This is a genomic window from Pandoraea sp. SD6-2, from assembly GCF_000389825.1.
GTDB lineage: Bacteria > Pseudomonadota > Gammaproteobacteria > Burkholderiales > Burkholderiaceae > Pandoraea > Pandoraea communis.
Genome location: NZ_KB944456.1, coordinates 143,015 through 169,124, shown reverse-complemented (window position 1 = coordinate 169,124; position 26,110 = coordinate 143,015). Strand labels below are relative to the sequence as shown.

At 59.8% G+C, this 26,110-nt stretch carries 25 protein-coding genes and 1 tRNA gene; 15 read left to right on the top strand and 11 right to left on the bottom strand.

The genetic code is table 11. From position 1 onward, the window contains the following. Nucleotides 1–128: 128 nt before the first annotated feature. The 15 genes from C266_RS22855 (at nt 129) to C266_RS22785 (ending at nt 17,064) form a co-directional block, all read left to right on the top strand. Nucleotides 129–1,595: a mannose-1-phosphate guanylyltransferase/mannose-6-phosphate isomerase gene (locus tag C266_RS22855; RefSeq protein ID WP_010807620.1), complete on the top strand. Its 1,467-nt coding sequence runs from the start codon at nt 129–131 to the stop codon at nt 1,593–1,595. Next, a complete protein-coding gene (gmd, locus tag C266_RS22850) occupies nt 1,588–2,715 on the top strand; it encodes a GDP-mannose 4,6-dehydratase (RefSeq protein ID WP_036664211.1) in 1,128 nt (375 codons plus the stop codon). Before C266_RS22855 ends, gmd begins: the two co-directional genes overlap by 8 nt. Before the next feature lie 2 nt (nt 2,716–2,717). Then, on the top strand, nt 2,718–3,644 hold the full coding sequence (locus C266_RS22845) for a GDP-L-fucose synthase (protein WP_010807622.1): 927 nt from the start codon (nt 2,718–2,720) through the stop codon (nt 3,642–3,644). Next, nucleotides 3,641–4,807: a DegT/DnrJ/EryC1/StrS aminotransferase family protein gene (locus C266_RS22840; RefSeq protein ID WP_010807623.1), complete on the top strand. Its 1,167-nt coding sequence runs from the start codon at nt 3,641–3,643 to the stop codon at nt 4,805–4,807. The genes C266_RS22845 and C266_RS22840 overlap by 4 nt, the downstream gene beginning before the upstream one ends. A 3-nt stretch (nt 4,808–4,810) precedes the next feature. Beyond that, nucleotides 4,811–5,581 (top strand): glucose-1-phosphate cytidylyltransferase, encoded by a 771-nt coding sequence (rfbF, locus tag C266_RS22835; protein WP_010807624.1) that lies wholly within the window; start codon nt 4,811–4,813, stop codon nt 5,579–5,581. Then, nucleotides 5,581–6,666 carry a CDP-glucose 4,6-dehydratase gene (rfbG, locus tag C266_RS22830; RefSeq protein ID WP_174979357.1) on the top strand — a complete coding sequence of 362 codons (1,086 nt, stop codon included), beginning with the start codon at nt 5,581–5,583 and terminating at the stop codon, nt 6,664–6,666. Before rfbF ends, rfbG begins: the two co-directional genes overlap by 1 nt. Continuing rightward, nucleotides 6,659–7,972 carry a lipopolysaccharide biosynthesis protein RfbH gene (gene rfbH, locus C266_RS22825; protein WP_010807626.1) on the top strand — a complete coding sequence of 438 codons (1,314 nt, stop codon included), beginning with the start codon at nt 6,659–6,661 and terminating at the stop codon, nt 7,970–7,972. The genes rfbG and rfbH overlap by 8 nt, the downstream gene beginning before the upstream one ends. Before the next feature lie 9 nt (nt 7,973–7,981). Beyond that, nucleotides 7,982–9,028, top strand: coding sequence for an NAD(P)-dependent oxidoreductase (locus tag C266_RS22820; protein ID WP_010807627.1), 1,047 nt, complete (start codon nt 7,982–7,984; stop codon nt 9,026–9,028). Further along, nucleotides 9,025–9,831, top strand: a complete 807-nt coding sequence (locus tag C266_RS22815; protein WP_010807628.1) for a transketolase — start codon at nt 9,025–9,027, stop codon at nt 9,829–9,831. The genes C266_RS22820 and C266_RS22815 overlap by 4 nt, the downstream gene beginning before the upstream one ends. Next, complete coding sequence (locus C266_RS22810; protein WP_010807629.1) at nt 9,828–10,760, top strand: transketolase family protein; 933 nt, start codon at nt 9,828–9,830, stop codon at nt 10,758–10,760. Before C266_RS22815 ends, C266_RS22810 begins: the two co-directional genes overlap by 4 nt. Beyond that, complete coding sequence (locus tag C266_RS22805; protein ID WP_010807630.1) at nt 10,757–11,671, top strand: glycosyltransferase family A protein; 915 nt, start codon at nt 10,757–10,759, stop codon at nt 11,669–11,671. The genes C266_RS22810 and C266_RS22805 overlap by 4 nt, the downstream gene beginning before the upstream one ends. A 50-nt stretch (nt 11,672–11,721) precedes the next feature. Further along, nucleotides 11,722–13,158 (top strand): lipopolysaccharide biosynthesis protein, encoded by a 1,437-nt coding sequence (locus tag C266_RS22800; protein WP_168162948.1) that lies wholly within the window; start codon nt 11,722–11,724, stop codon nt 13,156–13,158. Continuing rightward, the gene (locus C266_RS22795; RefSeq protein WP_010807632.1) at nt 13,155–14,165 is read left to right on the top strand and encodes a glycosyltransferase; all 1,011 of its coding nucleotides are present in this window, start codon (nt 13,155–13,157) and stop codon (nt 14,163–14,165) included. The genes C266_RS22800 and C266_RS22795 overlap by 4 nt, the downstream gene beginning before the upstream one ends. Nucleotides 14,166–14,178: 13 nt before the next feature. Further along, complete coding sequence (locus C266_RS22790; RefSeq protein ID WP_010807633.1) at nt 14,179–15,219, top strand: glycosyltransferase family 10 domain-containing protein; 1,041 nt, start codon at nt 14,179–14,181, stop codon at nt 15,217–15,219. A 312-nt stretch (nt 15,220–15,531) separates the two neighbouring features. After that, nucleotides 15,532–17,064, top strand: a complete 1,533-nt coding sequence (locus tag C266_RS22785) for a hypothetical protein (protein ID WP_010807634.1) — start codon at nt 15,532–15,534, stop codon at nt 17,062–17,064. A gap of 328 nt (nt 17,065–17,392) precedes the next feature. On the opposite strand, the gene C266_RS22780 is transcribed toward C266_RS22785, so the two are convergent. The 11 genes from C266_RS22780 to C266_RS22730 form a co-directional block, all read right to left on the bottom strand. Further along, a tRNA-Ala gene (locus tag C266_RS22780) sits at nt 17,393–17,468 on the bottom strand. Nucleotides 17,469–17,549: 81 nt separating this feature from the next. Beyond that, nucleotides 17,550–19,259 carry a thiosulfohydrolase SoxB gene (soxB, locus tag C266_RS22775; protein ID WP_010807635.1) on the bottom strand — a complete coding sequence of 570 codons (1,710 nt, stop codon included), beginning with the start codon at nt 19,257–19,259 and terminating at the stop codon, nt 17,550–17,552. 64 nt (nt 19,260–19,323) lie between these two features. Continuing rightward, entirely contained in the window at nt 19,324–19,854 is a 531-nt protein-coding gene (locus C266_RS22770) for a TlpA disulfide reductase family protein (protein WP_081636386.1), read from the bottom strand. A gap of 76 nt (nt 19,855–19,930) precedes the next feature. Then, entirely contained in the window at nt 19,931–20,581 is a 651-nt protein-coding gene (soxX, locus tag C266_RS22765) for a sulfur oxidation c-type cytochrome SoxX (protein WP_010807637.1), read from the bottom strand. 19 nt (nt 20,582–20,600) lie between these two features. Next, nucleotides 20,601–21,395 carry a sulfur oxidation c-type cytochrome SoxA gene (gene soxA, locus C266_RS22760; RefSeq protein ID WP_370855817.1) on the bottom strand — a complete coding sequence of 265 codons (795 nt, stop codon included), beginning with the start codon at nt 21,393–21,395 and terminating at the stop codon, nt 20,601–20,603. Between the two features lie 164 nt (nt 21,396–21,559). After that, nucleotides 21,560–21,871, bottom strand: coding sequence for a thiosulfate oxidation carrier complex protein SoxZ (soxZ, locus tag C266_RS22755; protein WP_010807639.1), 312 nt, complete (start codon nt 21,869–21,871; stop codon nt 21,560–21,562). Between the two features lie 34 nt (nt 21,872–21,905). Next, nucleotides 21,906–22,373, bottom strand: a complete 468-nt coding sequence (gene soxY, locus C266_RS22750; protein WP_010807640.1) for a thiosulfate oxidation carrier protein SoxY — start codon at nt 22,371–22,373, stop codon at nt 21,906–21,908. Between the two features lie 136 nt (nt 22,374–22,509). Next, complete coding sequence (locus C266_RS22745; RefSeq protein WP_010807641.1) at nt 22,510–22,839, bottom strand: c-type cytochrome; 330 nt, start codon at nt 22,837–22,839, stop codon at nt 22,510–22,512. 82 nt (nt 22,840–22,921) lie between these two features. Beyond that, nucleotides 22,922–24,097, bottom strand: a complete 1,176-nt coding sequence (locus tag C266_RS22740; protein ID WP_051126529.1) for a c-type cytochrome — start codon at nt 24,095–24,097, stop codon at nt 22,922–22,924. Nucleotides 24,098–24,116: 19 nt separating this feature from the next. Continuing rightward, entirely contained in the window at nt 24,117–25,493 is a 1,377-nt protein-coding gene (gene soxC, locus C266_RS22735; RefSeq protein ID WP_010807643.1) for a sulfite dehydrogenase, read from the bottom strand. A gap of 158 nt (nt 25,494–25,651) precedes the next feature. Further along, nucleotides 25,652–25,999: a metalloregulator ArsR/SmtB family transcription factor gene (locus C266_RS22730; RefSeq protein ID WP_010807644.1), complete on the bottom strand. Its 348-nt coding sequence runs from the start codon at nt 25,997–25,999 to the stop codon at nt 25,652–25,654. Nucleotides 26,000–26,110: the final 111 nt, after the last annotated feature.

Genomic DNA, 26,110 nt, shown 5'->3' with positions numbered 1-26,110 from the left:
CCCAGCGCCCGAGCATACGACGCCCTGGAGCGAATTTAATTAAACGATCGCCGTTCGGCATACGCAAAGCCAACGGATGACGATGCATTTCTTCATCCCATTCAACCCGCGATTTGTATTGGAACAGTATGGAATTTGGCGAAGTAGTGCTTCAGCCGGTGATTCTTTCGGGCGGATCCGGCACGCGTTTATGGCCGCTTTCACGCGAGCAATATCCAAAGCAGTTGCTGCAGTTGACGTGCGAGCGCTCGATGTTGCAGGAAACGGCCCGACGCGTGGACGGGCTGTCGAAGACCGCAGCACTGCGAGCGCCGATCATCGTTTGCAATGAGGCGTATCGCTTCATTACCGCAGAGCAGATGTTAGCGGCGGGCAAGCCCTCGAGCCAAATCGTGCTCGAACCGTTTGGCCGAAATACCGCACCCGCGCTCACCCTGGCCGCCTTGGTCGCAATGCAATCGGATGCGGACCCAGTACTGCTCGCAATGCCTGCCGATCATGTGATCAGCAACGTGGCGGCTTTTGAGGCGGCCGTGGCATCGGCACTCCCGCTCGCCGCCGACGGCGGGATCGTGACCTTCGGTATCGTGCCTGACCGAGCCGAGACGGGTTACGGCTACATTCGCACGGGTCAGCGACGGACGGACGGTGTTGCGCTGGCGCTGACGCAATTTGTCGAAAAACCTGACAACGCTACTGCACAGCGATATCTCGAAAGCGGCGAATATCTCTGGAACAGCGGACTGTTCGTGTTGCGTGCGAGCGCCTGGATACAAGCCTTGGCTCGCTTCCAGCCAACGATGCTTGAAGCCTGTCGCGCCGCCATCGAAGGAGGTCGCACGGACGTTGATTTTCGCCGCATCGATGCGGCCGCCTTCGAGGCGTGTCCGTCGGACTCAGTCGATTACGCGGTCATGGAACCGCTGTCGGCCGCCCAGTCCGCCGAGATGCCGTGCCACGTGATCCCGTTGTCGGCAGGCTGGTCGGACGTCGGCTCGTGGGAATCTCTGTGGCAGGTGTCCGAAAAGGACGATGCCGGCAACGTCACGCGAGGCGATGTGCTTATGCACAATGCACGCGATAATCTTGTATTTGCCGAAGATTGCGTGGTGGCGTGTGTTGGCGTGAACGACCTGATCGTGGTTGAGACACCCGATGCCATTTTGGTGGCCCACAAGGACGCCACCCAAGACGTCAAGCATATCGTGGCGCGCCTCAAGGTGGAGCAATTTAGCCAGGCCAACACCCACCGCAAGGTGCACCGCCCTTGGGGATGGTACGACAGCATTGACGCCGGGCAGCGGTTCCAGGTCAAGCGCATTGTTGTAAAACCGGGCGCATCGCTTAGTCTACAGATGCACCATCACCGCGCGGAGCACTGGGTCGTCGTGCATGGCACGGCCAAAGTGACACGCGGCGACGAAACCATCCTGCTGTCGGAAAACCAGTCCACCTATATCCCGCTGGGGACCGTCCATCGGCTTGAAAACCCAGGCAAATTTGATCTCGAAATCATCGAGGTTCAGTCGGGCAGCTATCTGGGCGAGGACGACATCGTACGATTTGAAGATACTTATGGACGAACAAATGGTTAAAAGCGAACGAAAAGTTGCCCTGATTACGGGCGTTACCGGTCAGGATGGCGCGTACTTGGCCGAGTTCTTGCTTGGCAAGGGCTATGAAGTGCACGGCATCAAACGCCGCACTTCGCTGTTCAATACTGACCGGATTGACCATCTGTTCCAAGACCCTCACGTCCCGGATCCGCGCTTCATACTGCACCATGGCGATCTGACCGACTCGTCAAGTCTCGTGCGCATTATTCAGCAGACCCAGCCGGACGAGATCTATAACCTCGCCGCACAGAGCCACGTCGCGGTGTCGTTCGAAGAACCCGAGTACACGGCCAATTCGGACGGCTTGGGCGCATTGCGAATTCTCGAAGCCATGCGGATTCTCGGCCTGGAAAAAAAGACCCGTTTCTACCAGGCATCGACGTCCGAACTGTACGGCCTGGTGCAGGAAATACCGCAGAAGGAAACGACGCCGTTCTACCCGCGCAGCCCCTATGCGGTGGCCAAACTCTATGCCTACTGGATCACGGTGAACTACCGCGAAGCCTACGGCATGTATGCCTGCAACGGCATTCTTTTCAATCACGAAAGCCCGATTCGCGGCGAGACGTTTGTCACGCGCAAAATCACCCGCGCACTTGCGCGCATCAAGCTCGGCCTGCAGGAAAAGCTGTTCCTTGGCAACCTGAACGCCTTGCGTGACTGGGGTCACGCTCGCGATTACGTCGAGATGCAGTGGTTGATGTTGCAGCAGGACACTCCGGACGACTTCGTGATCGCGACCGGCGAGCAGCATAGTGTGCGCGATTTCGTCAATCGCGCCGGCGATGCCCTTGGCCTTCAGTTTGAATGGCACGGCGAGGGGGTCGATGAAGTGGGCATTCTGACCGCTGCCGAAGGCGAGAGTGCGCAGACGCTGATCGGCAAGGCTGTCGTTGCCGTCGATCCACGCTATTTCCGCCCGACCGAAGTCGAGACGCTCCTGGGCGACGCGAGCAAGGCACACGACAAGTTGGGCTGGAAGCCACAGACAAGCTTTGCCGAGCTGGTACGCGAAATGGCCGAGTCCGATCTCCGCGAAGCGGAGTTCGAATTACAGGTCAAGGCCTCGGGCCACAAGGCCCTGCGCTATCAAGGCTGACCATGCAGCGTATCTTGTTGACGGGCGGCAGCGGCATGGTCGGGCGCAATATCGTCGAGCGCGCCGGTGCGGGCCGACGGGTATTCCTGACCCCAACCTCACGCGAGCTGGATCTGTGCGACTACGCGAAAGTTGAAGCCTATATGGCCGAACACCGTCCCGATGTCGTGATCCACGCTGCCGGGCTGGTTGGCGGCATACAGGCAAATATTGCGGCGCCGGTCGATTTTCTTGTCAAGAATCTCGACATGGGACGCAACGTGGTCATGGCCGCCAAGGCCATCGGCGTGCCACGGTTACTGAACCTCGGAAGCTCTTGCATGTATCCGCGCAATGCCGCGAACCCGCTATCGGAGGAGATGGTACTGCAAGGCGAGCTTGAACCGACGAACGAGGGCTATGCAATCGCCAAGATCGTGACCGCACGGCTTTGCCAGTACGTGCGCCGCGAAAACAGCCGGCTCGACTACAAGACGCTCATTCCCTGCAACCTCTACGGCCGCTTCGACAAATTCGCACCGCAGAATTCACATCTGATTCCGGCCATCATCCACAAGGTCCACACCGCCAAGGTTTCCGAGCAGGATTCGGTCGAGATCTGGGGGGATGGCACGGCGCGGCGCGAATTCATGTACGCCGGCGATCTGGCCGACGCAGTCCTCCATGCGCTCGACGATTTCGAGGGACTGCCCGAGATGACAAACATCGGGCTGGGTCATGATTTCAGCATCAATGAATATTATGAAATCGCCGCCAGGGTCATCGGTTGGCAGGGCAAGTTCGAGCACGATCTGAGCAAACCGGTCGGTATGAAGCAGAAACTCGTGTCGATCGAAAGACAAACCACCTGGGGCTGGCAAGCGAAATCAAGTCTCGAGGACGGCATTGCCAAAACCTATGACTATTACTTGAAGGACTATCTCGGATGAGCTTTCAATATCCACTCGCCACGTCTTCCTGGGGACCCGAGGAGTATGACGCCATTCAGCGCGTTGTCGCGTCTGGCATGTTTTCCATGGGGCCGAAAGTAGCGGAATTCGAGCGTTGCTTTGCTGACTATGTCGGCAGCAAGTACTGCGTGATGGTGAATTCCGGATCGTCGGCCAATCTATTGATGGTGGCAGCACAGTTCTACACGAAGAATCCGGCGTTCAAGCTGGAGCGAGGCGACGAAGTGATCGTGCCCGCCGTGTCGTGGAGCACCACGTACTACCCTCTGTACCAATACGGACTGAAGTTGCGTTTCGTCGATATCGATCTCGAAACGCTCAACTATGATCTGGATGCACTCGAAGCCGCGATTACCGAAAAAACTCGCGCGATCATGGTCGTGAACCTGCTGGGCAACCCCAATGACTTCGCCCGCCTCAAGCAGATCATCGGCAAGCGCGAAATCGTCATGATCGAAGACAACTGCGAGTCGATGGGAGCGACTTTCGAGAATCGTCAGACCGGTACGTTCGGGATCATGGGCAGCTACAGCGCCTTTTTCTCGCACCATATCTCGACGATGGAAGGCGGCATGATCGTCACCGACGACGAGGAGCTTTATCACATCCTCCTGTCGTTGCGCGCGCATGGCTGGACTCGCAACCTGCCGAAGTTCAACCACGTGTGCGGCGAGAAGAGCGATGATCCGTTCAAGGAATCGTTCCGCTTCATGCTGCCCGGCTATAACGTCCGCCCGCTGGAGATGTCGGGCGCGATCGGTATCGAGCAGGTCAAGCGGTTGCCCGAGCTGATTCGTGCGCGCCGCGCCAACGGCGCACGACTTCAAGAAGTGATGGCAGGTCATCCGGAGTTGATGATCCAACGCGAAATCGGTGAGAGCAGCTGGTTCGGGTTCAGTCTGGTGATTCGCCGGGGTTCGTCGCTGACCCGAGATACGCTGGTCAAGCGACTCAACGAAGCAGGCTTCGAGTGCCGCCCGATCGTGGCAGGTAACTTTGCCAAGAACGATGTCGTGAAGTATTTCGATCATTCGATTGCAGGGGAATTGCGAAACGCGGAGCACATCGATCATTCCGGCCTGTTCGTTGGCAACCATCACTATCCGATTGAAAACGCTATTTCCGCGTTGAGGCAGATCTAAGTCATGAAAGCAGTGATTCTCGCCGGTGGACTTGGAACCCGTATTTCCGAAGAAACCCATCTCAAGCCCAAGCCGATGATCGAGATCGGCGGCAAGCCGATTCTCTGGCACATCTTAAAGATGTATTCGACGCATGGCGTCAACGATTTCGTAATTTGCTGCGGGTATAAGGGCTACGTAATCAAGGAATACTTCGCCAATTACTTCCTGCATACGTCAGACGTGACCTTTGACATGCAGCGAAACGAGATGGAAGTACATCAGCGGCACGCCGAACCGTGGCGTGTGACGTTGGTGGATACTGGCGAGGAAACCATGACTGGCGGCCGGCTGAAGCGGGTGGCGCGCTACGTGGAGAATGAGGAGGCATTCTGCTTCACTTACGGCGATGGCGTCAGTGATGTGGATATCACGAAACTAATCGCCTTCCACCGCAGTACAGGCGTCCAGGCGACCTTGACTGCGGTCACGCCGCCGGGCAGATTTGGTGCGCTCGACATGCAAGGCAATAGTGTGTTGACGTTCGAAGAAAAGCCCAAGGGCGACGGCGCCAAGATCAACGGTGGCTTCTTCGTTCTCTCGCCGAAGGTTATTGACCTGGTCCGCGACGACAGTACGATCTGGGAGCGCGCGCCGCTCGAATGCCTGGCAAGCAGCGGTCAATTGGCAGCTTACTCCCACGATGGTTTCTGGCAGCCAATGGATACCTTGCGTGACAAGGTGTTGCTGGAGGACCTGTGGACCAGCGGCAAGGCGCCGTGGAAGACATGGTGATGAATCCGACATTCTGGCACGGAAAGCGCGTTTTTCTGACAGGCCATACCGGCTTCAAGGGGGGCTGGCTGGCACTTTGGCTACAGCAGCTCGGCGCCGAAGTCACCGGTTACGCGTTGCCTGCAGCGACGCAGCCCAGTCTGTTCGAGGTCGCTCGGGTCGCGGAGAACATGCGCTCGGTGATTGGGGATGTGCGTGACGGCGCCTCGCTGCGTCGAGCCGTGAGCGAAGCACAGCCCGAGATCGTCATTCATATGGCAGCGCAGCCATTAGTTCGCTATTCGTATGCGGAGCCGGTCGAGACATACTCGACAAACGTGATGGGGCTTGTCCATCTGCTGGAAGCCGTGCGCGCGACACCGGGGATTAAATCGGTGGTCAACGTGACCAGCGACAAGTGCTACGAGAATCGCGAGTGGCCGTGGCCTTATCGCGAGAACGAGGCAATGGGCGGCTACGATCCGTACAGTAGCAGTAAAGGTTGTGCCGAACTCGTCACGGCCGCGTATCGAAACTCATATTTCAATACGCAACGCCACGGAGAACATGGCGTCGGTCTGGCAAGCGCGCGTGCAGGTAACGTTATCGGCGGTGGCGATTGGGCATTGGATCGATTGGTGCCCGATATTGTTCGGGCCATGGTGCAAGGCAGTGACATTCTGGTGCGTAGTCCGCATGCCATCCGCCCTTGGCAGCATGTGCTGGAGCCGCTCAGCGGTTACCTGCTGCTGGCCGAGAAGTTATACGAAGAAGGCGCGGCCTTCGCGGAAGGATGGAATTTCGGACCTGCCGGCAGCGACGCGCGACCCGTGCAATGGATCGTCGAGCGATTCGTTGAGCTATGGGGCGACGGGCGCACCTGGCGCCTTGACGCAAATCCGCAGCCGCACGAGGCCAATATTCTGAAGCTCGATTGCACCAAAGCGCATTCGCAGTTGGCGTGGCAGCCGCGCTGGACACTTGTTCAGGCGTTGGAAAAGATTGTCGCTTGGCACAAAGCACACCTTCACAACACTGATATGCGCGCGATGACGTTGTGCCAGATCGCCGAGTATCAAAACAGCAGCAACGGAATTTATGAATAAAGACCAACTTCGCGAAGAGATTCGGCAATTGGTTCGCCAGTATGGCGAACTGTCGACACAGCGTCCCGACTTCGAACCGGGCATCACCGTCGTTCCGCCCTCTGGTAAAGTCATCGGTTCGAAAGAGCTGGAGTACATGGTCGATGCCTCACTCGATGGATGGCTAACCACAGGGCGCTTCAACGACGCCTTCGAGCAGCGCCTGGCCGCCTTCCTCGGCGTTCGGTATCTGATCACCGTCAACTCCGGATCGTCGGCGAACCTGGTGGCGTTCTCGACGTTGACATCGCCTCAACTGGGCGATCGGGCGATCAAGCAAGGTGACGAAGTCATCGGCGTGGCCGCAGGGTTCCCGACCACGGTCAACCCGATCATTCAATTCGGCGCGGTGCCCGTATTCGTCGATGTCGAACTCGGCACCTACAACATCGACGCAAGCAAGATCGAAGCGGCCATCACGCCCAAGACCAAAGCGATCATGCTCGCGCATACGCTAGGCAATCCGTACAATCTCGACGTCATCACCAAGCTGTGCAAGCAGCATAACCTCTGGCTGATCGAAGACTGCTGCGATGCGCTGGGCTCAACATACGACGGCAAGCTTGTCGGGACATTCGGCGATATCGGCACGCTCAGTTTCTACCCGGCGCACCACATCACGATGGGCGAGGGTGGCGCGGTCTTTACCAACAACCCCGACCTTAAACGTATTGCCGAATCGTTCCGTGACTGGGGCCGTGACTGCTATTGCCCGCCGGGCAAGGACAACACGTGCGGCAAGCGCTTCTGCTGGAAACTCGGCAACTTGCCCGCTGGCTACGATCACAAGTACACGTATTCGCATCTTGGCTACAACCTCAAGATCACTGACATGCAGGCTGCCTGCGGTCTTGCACAGCTCGACCGTGCGACAGAGTTTATCGAGGCTCGCAAGCGTAATTTCGCTTACCTGAAAGATCGCCTGCAGACGTGCACTGAATTCCTGATTCTTCCGGAAGCCACGCCGAATTCCGATCCGTCCTGGTTCGGTTTCCCGATCACGCTGAAGTCCGATGTCGGTTTCAACCGCGTTGATCTGCTCGCATATCTCGACCAGAACAAGATCGGCACGCGCCTGCTGTTTGCTGGCAACCTGACGCGTCAGCCGTACATGATCAATCAGAAGTATCGTGTTGTCGGCGAGCTGACCAACACCGATATCATCATGAACCAGACATTCTGGGTAGGCATTTATCCGGGGCTGTCGACCGAGATGCTCGACTTCGTCGCAGAGAAGATCGAAACGTACCTGGGCGTCAATTTCTAAGCGACGGCCATGTTTATCGCCTTGCCTTCGCGGGATATCGAGCAGGTTGTCGAACGGACCGCCGAGTTTTGGCACCGCTATCGCGGCGCGCGTCTGTTCCTCACTGGCGCAACGGGCTTCATCGGCACCTGGCTGGTGGAAAGCGTGCGGTACGCGAACGCTATGCTCGGCAGCGACATCCAGGTCGTGGCACTTAGCCGCGATCCCGACGCCGCGTGCGCGCGGGCGATACAGGTATTTGGCGCGTCTCACGTACGGTTCGTGCGCGGCGACGCGGTGTCGTTCGATCGCAATATCGGCGCGGTTGACTTGTGCATTCACGCGGCGACCGACGTGTCCGATCCTCGCAAGGCAGCCAACCGTTTACAGACCTTCGATACGGCGTTGATGGGAACCCGTCGAGTGCTCGAGGCCGCACTGGAGAACGGTGCTCAGCGATTCTTGCTGACCTCGAGCGGTGCCGTGTACGGACCGCAACCACCGGAAGTGGCGGCGGTTTCCGAAACGTTCCCGCAGGCCCCATCGCCACTGGATGTCGCCAGTGCGTACGGACAGGGTAAGCGGGCCGCGGAATGGTTAACGTGCGCGATGTCGGAGCACACCGCCATGGCAGCCTGCATTGCACGCATTTACGCGTTGATCGGCCCGGGGCTGCCTCTCGACGGAACCTTTGCGGCGGGTAATTTCATTCGTGATGCCGTCGCCGGCAATCCGATCCGGATACAGGGTGACGGCAGCCCATGCAGGACGTATCTGTACGTAGCTGACGCCTGCGTCTGGCTGCTGCAGATGCTGATGCGCGGCACCGCCGGCGCCGCCTACAACGTGGGGTCGGAGCATGTTGTCTCTATCCGCACCTTGGCCGAACGTATTCGCGACGCAAGCGGTTCGAATGCTGCACTGACCGTTGCCGGCACGCCGACTGCCGGCCTGCCGCAACGCTACGTCCCCGACACATCCAAGGCGCGAGGCGAACTGGGCCTGGAGGAGTATGTCGCTCTGAACGATGCAATTCACAAGACCATTTCCTGGGCTCGGACGACGACCAGACTATGAGCAAATTTAACCCACAAGCGATTCGTAGAGCGATCATCGACATGGCGTATGCCGGTGGCACCGTGCACATCGGCTGTGCGTTCTCCATCGTTGAACTGATTGCCGTTCTGTATCGCGATCATCTGAGGCTCAGGGTTGACCAGCCCGATGCGCCGGAACGCGATTATCTCGTCCTGAGCAAGGGCCATGGCGTCATGGCGCAATACGTCTGCCTTGCCGAACTCGGCTGGCTGACGCAGGAGGATCTGGCGAACTATTTCAAGGACGGCACACGCCTGAAGGGACTCGCCGATGTACATGTCCCCGGGGTGGAAGCCACGACAGGCTCGCTTGGCCACGGGTTGTCGGTGGCCGCCGGTCTGGCGCTCGCGGCCAAGCTTAATCACACCGATCAGATGTGCTATGCCGTGGTGGGTGATGGCGAAATCAACGAGGGCACGATCTGGGAAGCAGCGTTGTTCGCGAGCCAATTCAAGCTGGATAATCTCGTGGTCATCATCGACAAGAATGGTTTCCAGGCAATGGGATCGACGGACGAGGTCATGAGACTCGGCGACATCGAAGCCAAGTTCGCGGCCTTCGGCTTCGATGCCCTAACCATCGACGGGCACGACGAAAATGCGATCGGCGCCGCCTATTTGGCTGCAAGGCAGCGGCGCGATGGGCGCCCCAAGGCGATCGTTGCCAACACGATCAAGGGCAAGGGCGTGTCGTTCATGGAGAACGCCAATATCTGGCACTACACTCGTCTGAACAGCGACACCTATCGTAATGCAATGAATGAATTGGGATCTGCCAAATGAGAGCCGCCTTCTCAGATGCCCTGGTAAGCGCAGCGCTAGCCAATCCAAAAATTCTGCTGCTGACCGGCGATCACGGCTACGCACTGTTTGATGCGTTTCGTCGCGCTTGCCCGAATCAATACATCAACTGTGGCGTGGCCGAACAAAACATGGTCGGCGTGGCCGCCGGGTTGGCGCGCGCGGGTTTTCGGCCTGTAGTGTACGGCCTTGCTGCATTCGTTCCCGTGCGCGTGCTTGAGCAAATCAAGATCGACATCTGCTACGAGAACCTGCCGGTCATGCTGATTGGCGACGGCGCAGGATTTGTCTACAGCCACTTGGGTGCGAGCCATCAGTCGATGGAAGATGTCGCCGTGACGCGTCCGTTGCCGGGACTTACCATCTTGTCGCCGGCGGATCGTTACGAGATGGCGGCGACGATGCAGCTTGCTTTCGACACGCGCGGCCCAGTTTACCTGCGCATGGGAAAATCGGATCGCGGCGATGTGCATAACGGCGCGCTCACGCTGACACCCGGCACCGCCCTTAAGGTGCGCGAGCGCAATCGCGAGATTGTTTTGATCGCGACCGGCTCAATGGTAAGTGCGGCAGTCAATCTGGTCGATGCGGGCATGCAGGCCGACGTTTGGAGCATCCCGTCAATCAAACCCCTCGACACGACGGCGTTGCGTGGCATCGGTGCACGCGCAAAGGACATCTTCGTACTGGAAGAACACGTCGTCGCCGGCGGACTGGGTAGTTGCGTGGCCGAAAGCCTCGCCGATCTGGGGGCGGACACTCCGCGCGTCCATCGAATCGGCGTGGAAGACCGGTTCTCCGCCTATTGCGGCACGTACGAATATCTGCTCAGCGAGCATCGACTGGATACTCCCACGATTCGCAAGCGCATCGAAGGCATTCTGTCGAGTTCAGGCGGGGTTGCGACATGACGACTGCAAAGGTGCAGTTGTACATCCTTTCTCGCGATCGCCCGAAATACCTACAGGAGACCTTGCGTTCGGCAATTTGCGAGATGAATGACGACGTTCAGGTCATCGTCTCGGATAACTCCGAGGGCGATGAGGTCGAGCACATGGTTGCGAGGGAATTTCCTCTCGTCACCTATATCAGACGTCGGCCGGCGCTACCTGCGCTGGACCATTTCCGCGTGGTTATCACGGAAAGCTCCGCTGAGTTCGTCGTCTATTTTCACGATGACGACTTGATTCTTCCGGGCTTCGTCGCGACCTTGCGCGATGCGCTCGTTGCCCGTCCGGAGTTGGGTGCGGTAGCTTGCAATGCCAACATCATGATGGGAGACAAGGTAACGCCGCGGCGCGTTATGGGCGATTGCACCGAGGCGCAAGAGATTGGGTCTGTCGAAGCATTGGTGACGCCCTATCTGACCTTGACGGGCCCGAGGCCCGCACCGTTCCCGGGATATATGTACCGCCGCAAGTGGCTCGATGGCCTATCCCTGAAACCGGAGGAAGGCGGCAAGCACGCCGACCTGGCATTCCTGATGAGCGTATTGCGACGTGGGCCGATGCTCTGGTTGCCCAAGCCGCATATGCTGTATCGCGTTCACGCGAGCAACGACAGCCGGGTGGAGTCGATCGGGCAGCGGCTAAGGCTGCTGCGCCACTTATACCGGCAGTCGAGCATTACGCCCCGCTCGCCGGCGGTTGTCGAGTACCGTTTCGTCTACTGGCTGAACTGGTGGCGGGCGCAGCGGCAACGCCCCGCCTGTGAGCGCGCATGGTGCTATCGCACCGTCAGCCACTACCTGCTATTCATGGGGTGTCGACTTGGCCTCAAGCACCCTTCGCTCAGTCGAAAATTGCTGACGCGCTCCCGCTGAGCGAACGCCTACAGGAGCATCCGCTTGCTCCCATTTTGGACGAAACCACCGTGATTTTTGTACTCGTCGGCCGCCTACTGCAGTTTGCGGTGATGTTCCTTACGGTCAAGGTCATGACGACCATATTGCCGCCGCACGAGTTGGGTAAAACGGCACTGATCACCAGCAGCGTCGCTTTCTTCGCAATGCTGCTAATCAATCCCGTCGGGATGTTCATCAACCGGCGCCTGCACGCGTGGCAGGACAACAAGACGATGCGTGGCTATTTTCACGCCTATTGTCTCTATCTGAGCGGTGTAGCGATTGTTGCTGCGGCCATTATCTGGGCACTGTTTCATACCCGGCTCGTGCCACCCGGAACCGGGACATGGTGGCCGGCATTGTTGGTGGCCGGCTCCATTCTGTTTGCCACCGTCAATCAGACACTCGTGCCGTCGCTGAACATGATCGGACGGGCACGCGCGTTCGTCGTGCTGACCTTGGCAACCTTGATCTCCGGATTGGCGTTCTCTGTCGTTCTCGTACACCTATGGTCGGCAAGCGCGGAAAGCTGGCTGACCGGTGTCATCATCGGGCAGATCCTGTTCTCCGTGCTCGGCTACGTCGTCTTTTTTTCCCCGGCGACAATGCAGCCGTTCAGGGGGCTACGTGGAGTACTGACAAGGGAGCGATGCGTCGCCCTGTTTCGCTTTTGCTGGCCCGTGGCTTTGGCTGCCGGCTTGAATTGGTTACAGATGCAGGGGTACCGATTCGTTCTCGCCAAGGAATTGGGACTCGCGGATCTCGGCCTGTTTGTCGCAGGATATGGTATTGCCGCGGCGTTACTGGCCGCCACGGAAACGATCCTGACAACCTGGTTTCAACCTGCTTTCTACCGCCAGGCAAACGATCCGGATCAGCACGTCCGAGCAACGGCGTGGGTTCGCTATGCCGACAAGCTGCTGCCGCTCTCGATTCTGGGCGTCTCCGCGCTACTGGCGGGCGCACCCTATCTGACCGCGTTGATGTTGGGTCCGCAGTATCAGGGCGCCGCACGTTTCGTAGCGTTTGGCGCGATTGCGGAGTGGATTCGCATATTGATCGGACTATTTGGTCTGGGCGCCCATTTGCGCATGCAGACGCGATCGCTTGTCGTGCCCAATCTGGTTGGCGCGACTGCAACATTCGGCCTCGTGTTTCTCGCACTGCCGCACGTTGGGCTCGACGGCGTGGCACCCTCGATCGCGATTGGGGGAGCCCTGGTCGTACTTCAGCTCTACTGGCATTCGCGCGGCACGGGTTTTGTGATGCGCCCCAGTCTACGGCCGTTGCTGACGGTGACGGTCGTTGCCGCACTGGGCGTTGCGATATCAATACTGCTTCGACCTTGGATCGACGGTCTGGGCGGGCGAGTGACGCCGCTAGTCGGTACGGCGTTGATCGCATGTCTCTGGTCGCCCGTTGCCATGTTGATGCTCCGACGCTCCAAAATTCTTAAAGAATCATGAAAATCCTGCTTGTGTGCATGGAGTATGACTACGGGGATCGTTCACGCGGCCGCTCGTACGAGTACTACAACTTCTTCGAAAGTCTCAAGGCGGCGGGCAACGACGTCGAGCTGTTTGATTACATGGAAGAACTTGGGCGACTGGGGAAGGCCGCGATGAACGACGCGTTGCTCGATCGCGTCACATCAATGAAGCCCGACGTCGCCATTTTCTCTTTGTATACCGACCAGTTGACACCCGAAACGGTGGATAAGGTCCGCGATCATACGCAAACCTTATGTTTTTTCCACGACGACACGTGGCGAGTCGATTTTTCACGTTTTTGGGCGCCGCATTTTCATTATTTCACGTCGCCCGATTTTGAAAGCAAGCGCAAATACGAGCGCCTCGGCATACATCACTCACTTCACATGCCGTTCGGAGTCAACGAGGCTCGCTACAAACCGCTCGGCCTTGAGAAGCAACACGACGTATCGTTTGTTGGTGCATGGCACCCCTATCGCGAATGGTTGATCAAACGGCTCGAAAAGGCCGGCATTTCTGTGTACGTGGCGGGGTATCGATGGCCTAACGGCATCGTCGCTCACGAAGAGATGGTGAAAATATTCAACGAAAGCAGAATTAATTTGAATCTTTCGAATTCCACTTCGTGGGATGTTCGCTTTCTCGCGTCGTCGCCAAGAGCGCTGCTGAACCGTTTGCGATCGAAGAAGAGCGTGGAACAACTGAAGGCCCGTCATTTCGAGATCAATGCCTGCAGGGCATTCCAACTCTCGTATTACGTTGACGGCCTGGAGCGGTGTTATCGTCTCGGCGAAGAAATGGCGATCTATCTCGATCCCGACGATCTGGTTGAGAAAGTTCGCTACTACCTGGACGACGAAGCATTGCGTAACCGTATGGCAGACGCAGCTTACGAGCGCACCATGTCAGAGCACACTTATGCAAAGCGTTTTGCACGAGTATTTTCAGAAATGGGACAGCCCCGGAATTTCAAAAGCGTATAGGGAGCGGTATTAAATGGCGCAGTTTTTCCCCGAGCATGCGGTATTTATCGACCCTTCAAGCGAACATTTCCTGGGCGATCGGTTATTTGACGCCAGCAATGCACTCCTGAATCGCGACGGCACGCTTCAACCCTTCGTGCGGCTGAGGGAGCAATTGATGGCGCGAGGGATTCCTGTGCATACGGCCGACGCACTGCGCGAAGGGCGCGTCGTCGCCAAGCAGAACCATTACTGGTCCATGGGGCTGCTGAATGGTTACCAACCGCTGCAAGGGCGCGACGATATTCGGTTCAGAGGGTTCTTTCTATTTGAACCGCCTCTGGTTGCCCCAAAAACGTATTCGGCATTGCCGGAAATCTCACAACAATTTGAATCAGTCCTTCTTCATAATACGATCGGGGACGGATACTCGCTAAAGGGTGTTGACATTGACAAGCTAGAAAAGCTTGACTGGCCACAACCTTATGAATCTGAAATCCCCGGCACCTGGAGCAGAACGGATCGCCAGAATAAACTGGTTGTCATCGCGGGCAATCACAATCCACGTTTTCGCCGTCCGGAATTCTATAGCAAGCGCATTGAAGCTGTTGCGCAGCTTGGCAAGCGGGATGTGATTGATTTGTATGGACGCGGCTGGGACCGGCGTTGGTCGCGACAGTCAGCATGGTTGCCGTACTGGCTTCATTATCGTGCGCTCATGAAGGCGTATCGTGGCAGTTGTGAATCGAAATTTGATGTGTTGGCGAATTATCGATTTTCGTTATGCTTCGAAAACATGCCAATGACGGGATACCTCACAGAGAAAATCTTCGATTGCTTTTACGCGGGTACGGTTCCGATTTATTGGGGGGCACCGGATATCGATTCGCTGGTACCTGCCGAGGCATTTGTGGATATGCGTCATTACGCCGGATACGACGAAGTTTGCGATGCAGTATTGGGTATGTCCGACGCGCGATGGCAGGAAATGCGTGAAGCAGGCAGACAATTCCTGCGCACGAGCGGACGCTCACGCTATTTCAATTCGCTACTCCACACTTGTGGTCAACTGTAACGGCACGGATCGATCACGTTGAAGAGTACCTCCTCGCCGCGACAGCGCAACACTTGGCGTCTGGCGACCGCTGAATCGATTTGGTCAGGTGCGATGGCCAGCGAGGTCTTTGCATCCATTGATTTCGGGGTTGCAGTGCATTCGCTGCGGGCGGTGCTCCGCGGCGAATCTGTGAAGGCATTTTATGTTGGGACACGCCGTACATGACAGCGTATGCGGTAATCGAATGTTATTTTGGGGTCCGGCGCTGACCGGGAAACGGTTCACGAGAAGTCTGACGTCATCTTCGATCCGAACGGGAAAATTGTGATTATGAAGCGTATGGTAGGCGGAGGCCGTGCGGTGCTTTGGGGACTGCAGGTGGTGGTGGGATTGGTTGCTGTTGGCTTTTACGGCGGCAGCGCTGTTGATTTCTTTTTCTTTACGCTCAGTGCGGCCTTGATGCTCGACATCGGGATTTTCAAGTCTCGCGCCTACGGCACGGGCGTTTTGGCCTTATTCGTGTGGCTGGGCATTTGGCTGAAAATTACCTGTCACTTTATCGTCGGCTATCCTTATATAGAGCCGCTTGGGAAATTCAAATTCCTTCCAGCTGAATTTTCAGAGCTTCTGCATGTTTCCTCCATTGGGATGATGGGCTTTGCCGTCGCCTTCCTTGTAGCGTCGCGCTTTTACGTGGCTATGCGAGAGAACACCGTGCGGCCGCGCGCAAAGCCGTGGTTGCCCTCGGCGCTCAAATGGGCGTGGCTGTTGTCGTTGCTCGCCATGCTCGGCTTGGGCGTGGTAAATGCCAGCCTGAATATCCTTCGCGTGGGCCTCCCACCCGATGTCGTCCTGCCATATCCGGGTAATGCGCTGGTGAGTTGGCTCATGTCGACCGGCTTCGCCCTCGGCGTCGCGACACTGATGTATCTCAGCGTGCTGAGCCGCAGCAATGTGAAGCTTGGCGTCGTCATTGTGATACTGGAAGGCTTTATTGTTGGCGTCTCGATTCTCAGTCGTGCCAGTTACGTCTTTCATCTGTTACCTGTAGGCCTTGTGCTGATGTATATGCACTTCTCGGGGCGCCGTCTGTTCGGTCACCGTGTCGCCCTTGCGTTCGTCGCCCTTGCGGCGGTGGGAACGTTCGTGACGGCGACCGCAGTCAACCTCCAGCGCGATTACGTCTATACGAGCCGGCCCGAGATTGCGCAGGGTAGCGTGGGTAGCGTGGGTAGCGTGGGTGGCTTCGGTGACGGGGGAGGCGGCGGCAATCCGGCTGCAAATGCGATCATCGCCGAGATGAAGTCGCGTGGCTTCCTGCTAAAGGCAGCGGTAACATTTTCACAATTGGCCGTCGATCGCTGGCTGGGCGCAGAAGGCGTCATGACTGCCGTGGCATATAGCGACAAGAGCCTGAAAACGTTTGGCCGGCTGATGATGGAACAGCGCCAGCTCGACACGATCAGTGAATATCAGTCGATTTCGGCAGCCCACTACAAGGATATGGATCCCAAGCGATACCAGTTCGCTACGCTGCCGGGACCCATTGGATTCTTCTATCTGAGTGGCACCGTATGGATTGTGTTCGCCGGGTGTTTCCTGCTGGGCCTGACGGTGCTCGCCGCTGAACGCCTTGCAGGGTGGATTACCGAGAATCCGTTCATCATGGCGTTCATGGGGGTCTACGTAGCTAATCTGGTCGCTCAGTTCGGGTTGACGCCACGCCAGAACGTAATTCCGCTTGCCATGAATTTTGCAGCACTGGTGCTCCTCGCGGCGCTGCAAGCGCTCGTGAGCAATGGGGGGGTCGTGGCACGGTGGCGTGATCGACTTGCCAAGCAGCGCACTGTGCTACCAACCTAACGCGCTTCGATCATGACGCAACCGCCCCGACAGAAAGGGGCGGTTTAGGCATCGCTTCGCGATTCCAATCGCTGTGCGTCGCGGGCATCCGGGCGAATAAGCCCGTCTTGGTTTGACGCCGTGTCCCTTGCGACAGGGTGCGCGTGACAAGATGTCACACTTGGAGACGTGCGGGAGCGCCAGGTCAATCGTGGTCAGGACACAGCGAGCGCAACATCGGGCAACAGCCAATGTCAGCGGTGTATGGGCTTTATTTAGCCGAAAACAACGGCTCCGAGCCCAGCGAATTCGAGGCATGGCGCCTCTCGCAACTCGTTTACATAGAAGTTGGTGGAGCGGAGGAGGATCGAACTCCCGACCTTCGCATTGCGAACGCGACGCTCTCCCAGCTGAGCTACCGCCCCACACGAAGCCACGATTATATCGGTTTTTCCCGAACCCGCGAGCAGCCGACAAAATTGCTCGGGATTTCGGAACATCTCCCCTCAGGCAGCCCCCAAATTCCCCTTCATCCCCCTGATGGACGGGACTTTCGGGGCCTTCGCCACCACCGTCTTCTGCGCGCGCAGATACCGGGCCACGACATCCCACACCGGCTCGCCCTGGGCCCCTTCGGCCACCGGCGCCCAGCCGGCCACCTTGTACGTCTTGCCCGCCTCGATCAGCTTGCCGTTCAGACGCATGTCCGTAATGCGCTGCCCCATCGGCGCCATCGGATCAATCGTGTAATCCATGCCGCCCACGCGCACCATATCCCCTCCCTGCTGGTAATACGGATCGGGATTGAACAGGTTATCGGCCACGTCCTCAAGCACCGTCTTGATCGTCTCGCCGGTCATCGGCGTGAGCGTCGTATACGGATAGGTGACTGCCGTCTGGTCGAGCAGTTGCTCCATCGTGATCGTCGCGCCCGGTAGCAGCGACGTTCCCCAACGGAAGCCCGGCGAAAAGCCGATTTCGGCGTCCTTCTCGGCCATCACCGCGTCGAGCAGCAACTGGTCGAACGTCCCATTAAAGTTGCCCCGGCGGTACAGCACGCCTTCCGTCACCGCCAGTGGCTCCGCCAGCTTCGCGGCGAACGGCGCACGCACGCGCTCGATGAGCGCCTGCATCTGCGCATCTGCCGGCAACAAGTTGGCAAACACCGGCAGCAACTTGTAACGGAAGTCCACCGGCTTGCCGCCTTTCACATCGAAGTCGAGCACCGCCAGAAACTTCCCGTTCGAACCGGCGTTGGTGACGAGTGTCTTGCCGCCCGCGTTCTCCACGACAACAGGCTTCGGCACGCCGTCGTGTGTGTGACCGCCCATGATCGCGTCGATGCCGCGCACGCGCGACGCCAGCTTCAAATCCACGTCCATGCCGTTGTGCGACAGCACGACCACGACCTGCGCGCCCTTGCCGCGCACCTCGTTGACCATCGACTGCAAGCGCGCTTCCTGAATTCCGAATGTCCAATCCGGCACAAAGTAGCGCGGGTTCGCGATCGGCGTGTACGGAAACGCTTGTCCGATGATCGCCACAGGCACGCCGTTCATCGTCCTGATCGTGTACGGCGCGAAGACCGGATCGCCGAAATCGTTCGTCTGCACGTTCTGCGCAACAAAGTCGATCTTGCCCTTGAGCTGCTCCTCGACGACGGACTTCACGCGATCCGCCCCGTACGTGAATTCCCAATGCGCCGTCATGACGTCGACGCCCAACGCGAGCGTGGCGTCGACCATGTCCTGCCCCTTCGTCCACATGGCCGTGCCTGAGCCCTGCCACGTATCGCCGCCATCGAGCAACAGCGCGCCAGGGCGCGACGCTCTCATGCGCTTGACCAGCGTAGCCAGATGCGCAAACCCGCCGACCTTGCCGTATGTGCGCGTCGCCGACGCGAAGTCGAGATACGTGAACGCATATGCCTCAGGCGTGCCGGGACGCAGACCATACGCCTTCAGGAACGCCTCGCCCACCAGATGCGGCGGCTTGTTCGCCTGCTCGCCAATCCCCAGATTGACGCTCGGCTCGCGGAAATAAATCGGCAGCAACTGCGCGTGGCAGTCGGTGAAGTGCAGCAGATGCACATTGCCAAATGTCGGCAGATCGTAGAACGCCGCAGCCGCCTTGGCCGCCGCCGTTTCGTGATGCGACAGCGCCATCCCACCCGCCGCCGCCACCGCCAACACCTGCATGAACTCGCGTCGATTCATTTCGTCTCCGTAGCACGCGCACGATGTGGCGCGCCTGCATTGTCATTCGTCGAATTCGGCTCGCTTACTTGCCCGCGTAATCCGCAAGCGCCGCCACATCCTCTCCAAACATCTCGCCCACTTCCTTGCGCAGCACGCGGCCGTTGCGGCCGATGACATACAGCTCCGGCAGTCCGCGACGCTTGCCCAGCGCCGCCTGCCACGCCTCGCTCTCCATGCCCGCGGGGAACGTGTAGCCATGCGTCTTCAGATAGTCGGCGGCTTCCTGCGGTTTCTTGTCGATGGAGAGGGTGACGATCTGGATCGGCTTGCCGCGCGTAGCTTCGTAGAGCTTCTGCAGATGCGGGTTCTGCTGCGCGCAGAACGGACACCAGGACGCCCAGTACTCGACGATGACCGTGCGCCCTTTGAACGCGCTGGCGGGCAACGTCTTGCCATCGAGCAACGTGAGCGACGGCAGCACGACGGCATCGCCAACCTCCAACGCCTGTGCGGGCCACGCCGCGGCCATCACCCCCACGCCCAGCACGGCAGCCAACATCCGCCGTCGCACACGCGTGCCGACGTGAGAAATAGAAAAGCTCAGGGATTTCATGCTTGCGACACTCCGGAAGCAGGCGGCGACCATCGATCGGACGGATCTCCGGTCGCCTGCCGGAACGGCGGTGGTGTTACTGATTCACAGGCGAAGCCGGGTCAAGCAACAGCGCCATGACGTCCTTCAACTGCTGCTCCGTCAGAATGCCCGCCGCGCCGAAACGCGGCATGTTCGAGCAAGCCATGTAGCTGTGCGAGTCGTAGACCTTCGCCCACGTGTACTTGACCACCTCGGGCGAATCGCCGCGCAGCTTGCCGTAGTTGTACAGCGAAGGGCCGATGTTGCCGAACGAGATCTCGCTCTTGGTCAACTGGTGGCACGCGTAGCAATTGCCGCCGTTGACGGTGTCCGCCTTGTCGGTGAACTGCATGCCGCGGCCGTTCTGCGCCACCTTCTCGCCTTCCTTCCAGTCGCCGAGATACTTGCCGTCGGCCGGTGCCCTGACGTTCGCCAGTTCGATCTTTTGCAGACGCTCCGCAATCTTCGCGGGCATCGGCTTGACCGCGTACTGCGTGCACAGCTTCTGCAATTCACTCTGATCGATGCGATCGAGCTGAGCAATGCCCGAGGGGCGGAACGAGTCGCGCAGTTCCTGCACGACAGCGGCATCGGTCGAGCCGGTGACGAGCTTCGCGCCCTCGCCCTGTGCGAACGCCATGCCGACGACGAGTGCCCCGGCCGCTGCCAGCGCAACGCTCGTCGCGCGCAATGCGAATGATTTCATGGGTGTGCCTCGTGATCGGTCAGCGCTTCAGGCCGGGGGCGTCCATCTTGCCGCCGTTGGCCATCACACCGAGGAAGGTAATCAGATCGACGGACGCCTGCGAACCGAAATTCAGCTCGGGCAAACGCTGTTGACGGAAGCAGTCGTACATCCGCCACTGCATCGTGCGCAGCGCACCCTGCGAGACACGATAGCCCGGCCACGTCGCAAACGCCTGACGCGCCGCCGCAGGCTTGGTCAGGTTCGGCAGGTCCTGAAGACGAATGCGCTTGTCGTCAGCCCCATGGCACGACGCGCACGAGAAATCGTACGGACCGGCACGGTAATAGAAGATCTTCTGGCCACGCGCATACGCTTCCTTCTCTTCCTTGCGCGACTGCGGCACGTGGATGAGTGCACCTCGCGACTGACCGGCCACATAGGCGGTGAGCGACTCGAGATCGGTCGGGTCCTGGCCTTCCTTGGAGAACGGCTGCTTGATGACGTCTGCCCGCTTGAAGCCCTGCAGATTCACCATGCATTCGACGATGCGCGACTCGGCGTCGAGCACGCGTTTCGTATCGGGGAAGTAGCGCGGCAGTTGCGCGTAGGCGTCTTTCACGACCCCGGCGCCAAGGCCCAGGTCGCACTGCGCGAGCGAGACGTTGTTCGGGCCGCGCGGCGTTTTCCAGAGTTCCTCGCCGCGCATTTCGATCAGTTCTGCGGGGTTGCCGTCGGCGAGCATCTCGCGATATTGCGCGATAGCGTCGGCCGTCGAGCTATCGGCAGCGAATACGGCGGCGACGGGGGCGCTGGCACCCGCGATGGCGAGCATGCCGCCGAGCACAGTCCGACGCAGCCATGCTGCGTGACGTGGGGTGCTCACCCGTGCGCTATGTTGCGCCTCAAGCATCTGAGTCTCCTCTGTGTGGGGTTGTTCGGCGCATCACGGGGAGGCTCCCCGTCAGCGCCACCGCGCACTTCCCGGCGTTCGCTCCGTCAGGCGATGGTCGCCTCGTCGGTACGCGAGTCGCCCTTGTTGTCGGTCCACGTCACCGTGACCTTATCGCCCTTCTTGCCGCCCTTGAACTTGAACGACATGAACGGATCTTTCGACACCGCCGGCCCCCATTCGGCCGTCAGCACCGTCTTGCCGTTGCAGGTGACCATGACCGTCTGGATGAAGTGCGCAGGGACGATATTACCGGAAGCGTCTTTGCGTTGACCGGTTTCCATGATGTGGCTCATCAGCACCTTGACCTCGACGACACCGCCGGCCTCGGTTGCGCGAATGCGCATCGGATTACCCATGTTGTGGCTCCTCTAGAGTTCTACGATGCGCCGCTTAACCGCCGCAACCGCCCAACGTGACCTTGATTTCCTTCTCGGCCACGAGGTACTTGTTATCCGCCTTGACGAGTGCGTAGACCTTCGAGGTCTGCCCCATCTTCACGCGCGTGGTGACCGACGGCTCGGTGCCGTCCGGAATGTCGAACGACGCGGCGAGCGTATTGGGATTCTTCTCGATCAGAATCGCGATCATTTGCGTATGCGGTGCCTTGCTCGTCACCGCCACCGGCACGACCGCACCGTTCTCGGCAATGTCGGGAGCGGTCAGCACGACCAGGTCGCTGGGGCTCGCGCTCGTGCCGCCCAGCGCCTTGACCGTATCGGCCACGCTTCGGGTCGCAAACGCCGCCTTGTTCCATTCCACCTGTGCCGCGCGGGCCTCTTCGGGCTTGATCAGCCCGGCGGCCACCGCCAGTCCCATTACCGCGGAAAACCGCAGCATGTCGCGTCGCTGTTGGTTCATCTCTGTGTATTTCCTTCTCTGAAGGCCGCCGATGCGAAACGTGCTGAAGACACCTGTCGCACCGGCCGCCGTTCGCTCGCCCGATCTGCCGCCCGATCCTGCATGGCGGCCGGCCGGCGAGCCCCCTGCCCCGGTATTACTTCGCCGGGGCGCCGGCCAGCACCCACTCAACGAGGATCTTGGCATCGGCATCCGACATGCTCGGGTGCGCCGGCATCGGGATCGGACCCCAGACGCCCGAACCGCCGCCCTTCACCTTCTTCACCAGCTTGGCCGCAGCGTCCTTGTCGCCCTTGTACTTGGCAGCGACATCCTGATAGGACGGCCCCACGAGCTTCTTGTCGACGGCGTGGCAACCCATACAGGCGTTGGCACCCGCGAGCTTGGTCGCCGCAGCGACATCGACACCGGCGTGCGCCAGCGAGGTGCCGGCCAGCATGGCCGCAGCGATCAGCATCTTCTTCATCGTATCTCCTTCGATTTGTGTAGGGGACGGGGTCCTGCGGCGGCCTGACAACCCTGGCGCATCCGTCGGACACCCTGCCCGCTCAATGTGCACCACGGAGAATCCAGTCGACCATCGTGCGGACGTCGGTCTCGGCGACCTGTGCCTGAGGCGGCATTGGCATGCTGCCCCAGTTACCGGCGCCTCCGGCACGTATCTTCGCCACCAGTTTTTCAGTCGCATCCGACTGCCCATGGTACTTGGCGGCGACCTCCGAGAAGGCGGGCCCGATCTTCTTGTCGGTCACACCGTGACAGGCCAGACAACCATTCTTGTCCGCAAGCGTTGCTACCGATGACGTCGCAGCAGCGGTTTGGGCCGGCGCGTCCGGACTCGTCATGCCTAGCGTGACGAGGGCCGCAGTCTTGCGCACCGACGCATTTTGCGCGGCAGTGCCCGACAGCGGCGGCAGCTTCGTATCGACTCCGCGCACCGGTCCGACGACACGGTTTTGCGCGGCCAGATCCCCATGTGCGTCGCGGGCGTACGCAGGGAGTGCGGACGTCACGATACCAGCCTCGGGACAATCCTGCATACAGGCCTTGTTATGGGTATCCGGTTTGTCGCCCACGCGCCACATGCCGTGCGAGCGCGTCATGCCGTTGCGGTTGGGCATGAGTTTCTGCACGTCGGCGATGTTCTTGTCGGACAGCACGAAGTCCGCCGGCACGATCTCGCCGAGATTCAGGATGTAGGCCGTGACCGCGTACACCTCGTCCGGCGTGAGCGAGCGCGGCGCATTCCACGGCATGGCGCGACGGATGTAATCCCAGATCGTCGAGACCGTATCGACCTTCATGAGCGTGGTGCGCACCGGCTGGTTGTTCGCGCGCAGCGACGCCACGTGCCCGGTCTTGATGTCGTCGGCCGTGGTGCCGCCCACCAGCGGGTTGAACACCTCGTTGCTCTCGCCAAACGTGCCATGACACGACGCGCAGCGCGCATCGAAGAGCTTCTGGCCGTCGGCCACCGACCCCTGCCCCTTGGGCAACCCCTTGAAGTCGGGACGCACGTCGATGTCCCACGCACTCAGTTCGGCGGGTGTGGCGTCGCGTCCGATGCCGGCGGGGGCCTTGATCTTGACGGGTGCCGTCTGCGAGACGCTGACCGGGGCTGCCTTCGCCGGAGCCGAGAGCCACGCGACAACGGTCAGTGCGGCGAGTGCCAGCGCACTTGCCCAAAGGAGGGCGATGATCGCCACCTGTATGCGCCGCAGCATGTGACGAGATAATTTGCGTTCAATCGACGTGAACATTGATCACCTCCCCGTTTGCCGCCACTTGCCACGTCTGGATCGCGTTGTTGTGATAAATCGACTTGGTGCCGCGCACGTCGCGTAGCTGCCGGTAACGCGGCTGCACGAAGCCCGTCTCGTCCACCGCACGGCTTTGCAGCAACGCGGGCGAGCCGTCCCACTGCCAGTCGAAGTTGAAGCGCGTGAGGCACTTCGGCAACACGGGCGACTCGAGCCGCGCCGCGCGCCACGACTTGCCGCCGTCGGTCGACACGTCGACCCGTTTGATGCGGCCCCGCCCCGACCACGCGAGGCCCGTCACGTTGAAATAGCCGCGATCGAGCAGCGCCTGCCCCCCCGAGGGCGACGTGATGACGGATTTGCACTCCTGAATCGAGGTGTACTGGCAATGCTGACCGTCCGGCATCAGGTCGACGTAGTGGCTCGTCTCATCTTTCGTATTCCACGGCGCGTCGCCCACTTTGATGCGGCGCAGCCATTTGACCCACGACACGCCCTGCACGCCGGGCACGACCAATCGCAGCGGATAGCCATTCTCGGGGCGCAGCATTTCGCCATTCATCCCCCAGGCGACGAGCACGTCCGAGAGTGCCGCTTCCATCGAGATCGTACGGGTCATGCCGGAGCCGTCGCCGCCTTCGGCGAGCACGAACTGGCCGCGCTTGGTGTCGGCGCCCACGTCGTCGAGCAGCACGGACAGCGGCACCCCCGTGAATTCGCAGCACGACAGCATGCCGTGCGTGTACTGGACAGTCGGCACCGCCGCATTGCCCCACTCCATGCCGGTGTTCGCCCCGCATTCGATGAAGTGCATGCGCGAGACCGACGGCAATCGCATGATGTCGTCCATCGTGTACACCTTCGACTCACGCACGAGGCCGTGCACCATCAGGCGGTGTTGCGTCGGGTCGATCTCCTGCCAGCCCTGGTGGTGACGCTCGAAGTGCAGGCCGCTCGGCGTGATGATGCCGAACAGGCCCTGCAATGGTGTGAAGGCGACCGAGGCCTGCGCCGTCTGGGTGAGTCCCGGCGACTGACGGCGTTGCAGGTTCGCTTCGTATTTCGACGGCATGCCGTACGGACGTGCCGCGACCGGCTGGCCCAGCGACGTGGCCCACGGACGCGGTTCGAGAATCATCGGGTCGCCCACGGCGCCGGGGGTGGCCGGCGCGTCGGCAGCGAAGGCCGTGCCCCCCGCCAGCGCGGCACCGGCCGCCAGAAAACTGCGCTGCAGGAAACTACGTCGTGTCGGGTTCCATCCGTCGCGGACGACGTCGGCGGCAAGCTCGCCGTCGACGAAATTCTCCGGAGCACGGCGCAAACGGCCGGCTCGCGATGCGCTATCGCTGGTCTTGCTCACCCCTGTCTCCTCGCGTTTTGTGGCGGCCGCCGATATCGCGAGGACACGGGCGGCTTACCGCTTTTGTTCGAGCCTACGGACGCGGTCTCGTTGCCGCGCTGTCTTACGGGTCGTGCAATGCTGTGGTGCTACGGTTTCACCACGACCTGCGGCGTGTGTCAGTTCCCGCGTGGCATGAAGCCATCGACGGCACGCTCCGGCAGGGCCTCCTCCTCGATCCGGCCGGCAACCTGCACGCACACGGCGCGACAAATCTCGACCACCCCGGTATCTGCAATCGTGTAATACACCTGGTTCCCGTCGCGACGACGCGACAGCACGCCCGCCTGGTACATCGCCCCGAGATGCCGCGACACGTTCGTCTGCGACGAACCCACCTGCGTCACCACCTCGTTCACCGAGCGCTCGCCACCGCAAAGCGCGTGCAAAATGCGCAGCCGGGTCGGCTCGGAGAGCAGGCTGAAGTAGTGCGACACCTTTTCGAATACGCGATCGAGTTCTTCCATGACGCTCAGTCCGGCCAAACATAAGGTTCGTGTGAAGGCACAGAAAATGTCGTATATGCCCACATACGCATATACGGATAATCAAAATATCGAGCGACAGAAGCAAGCTGC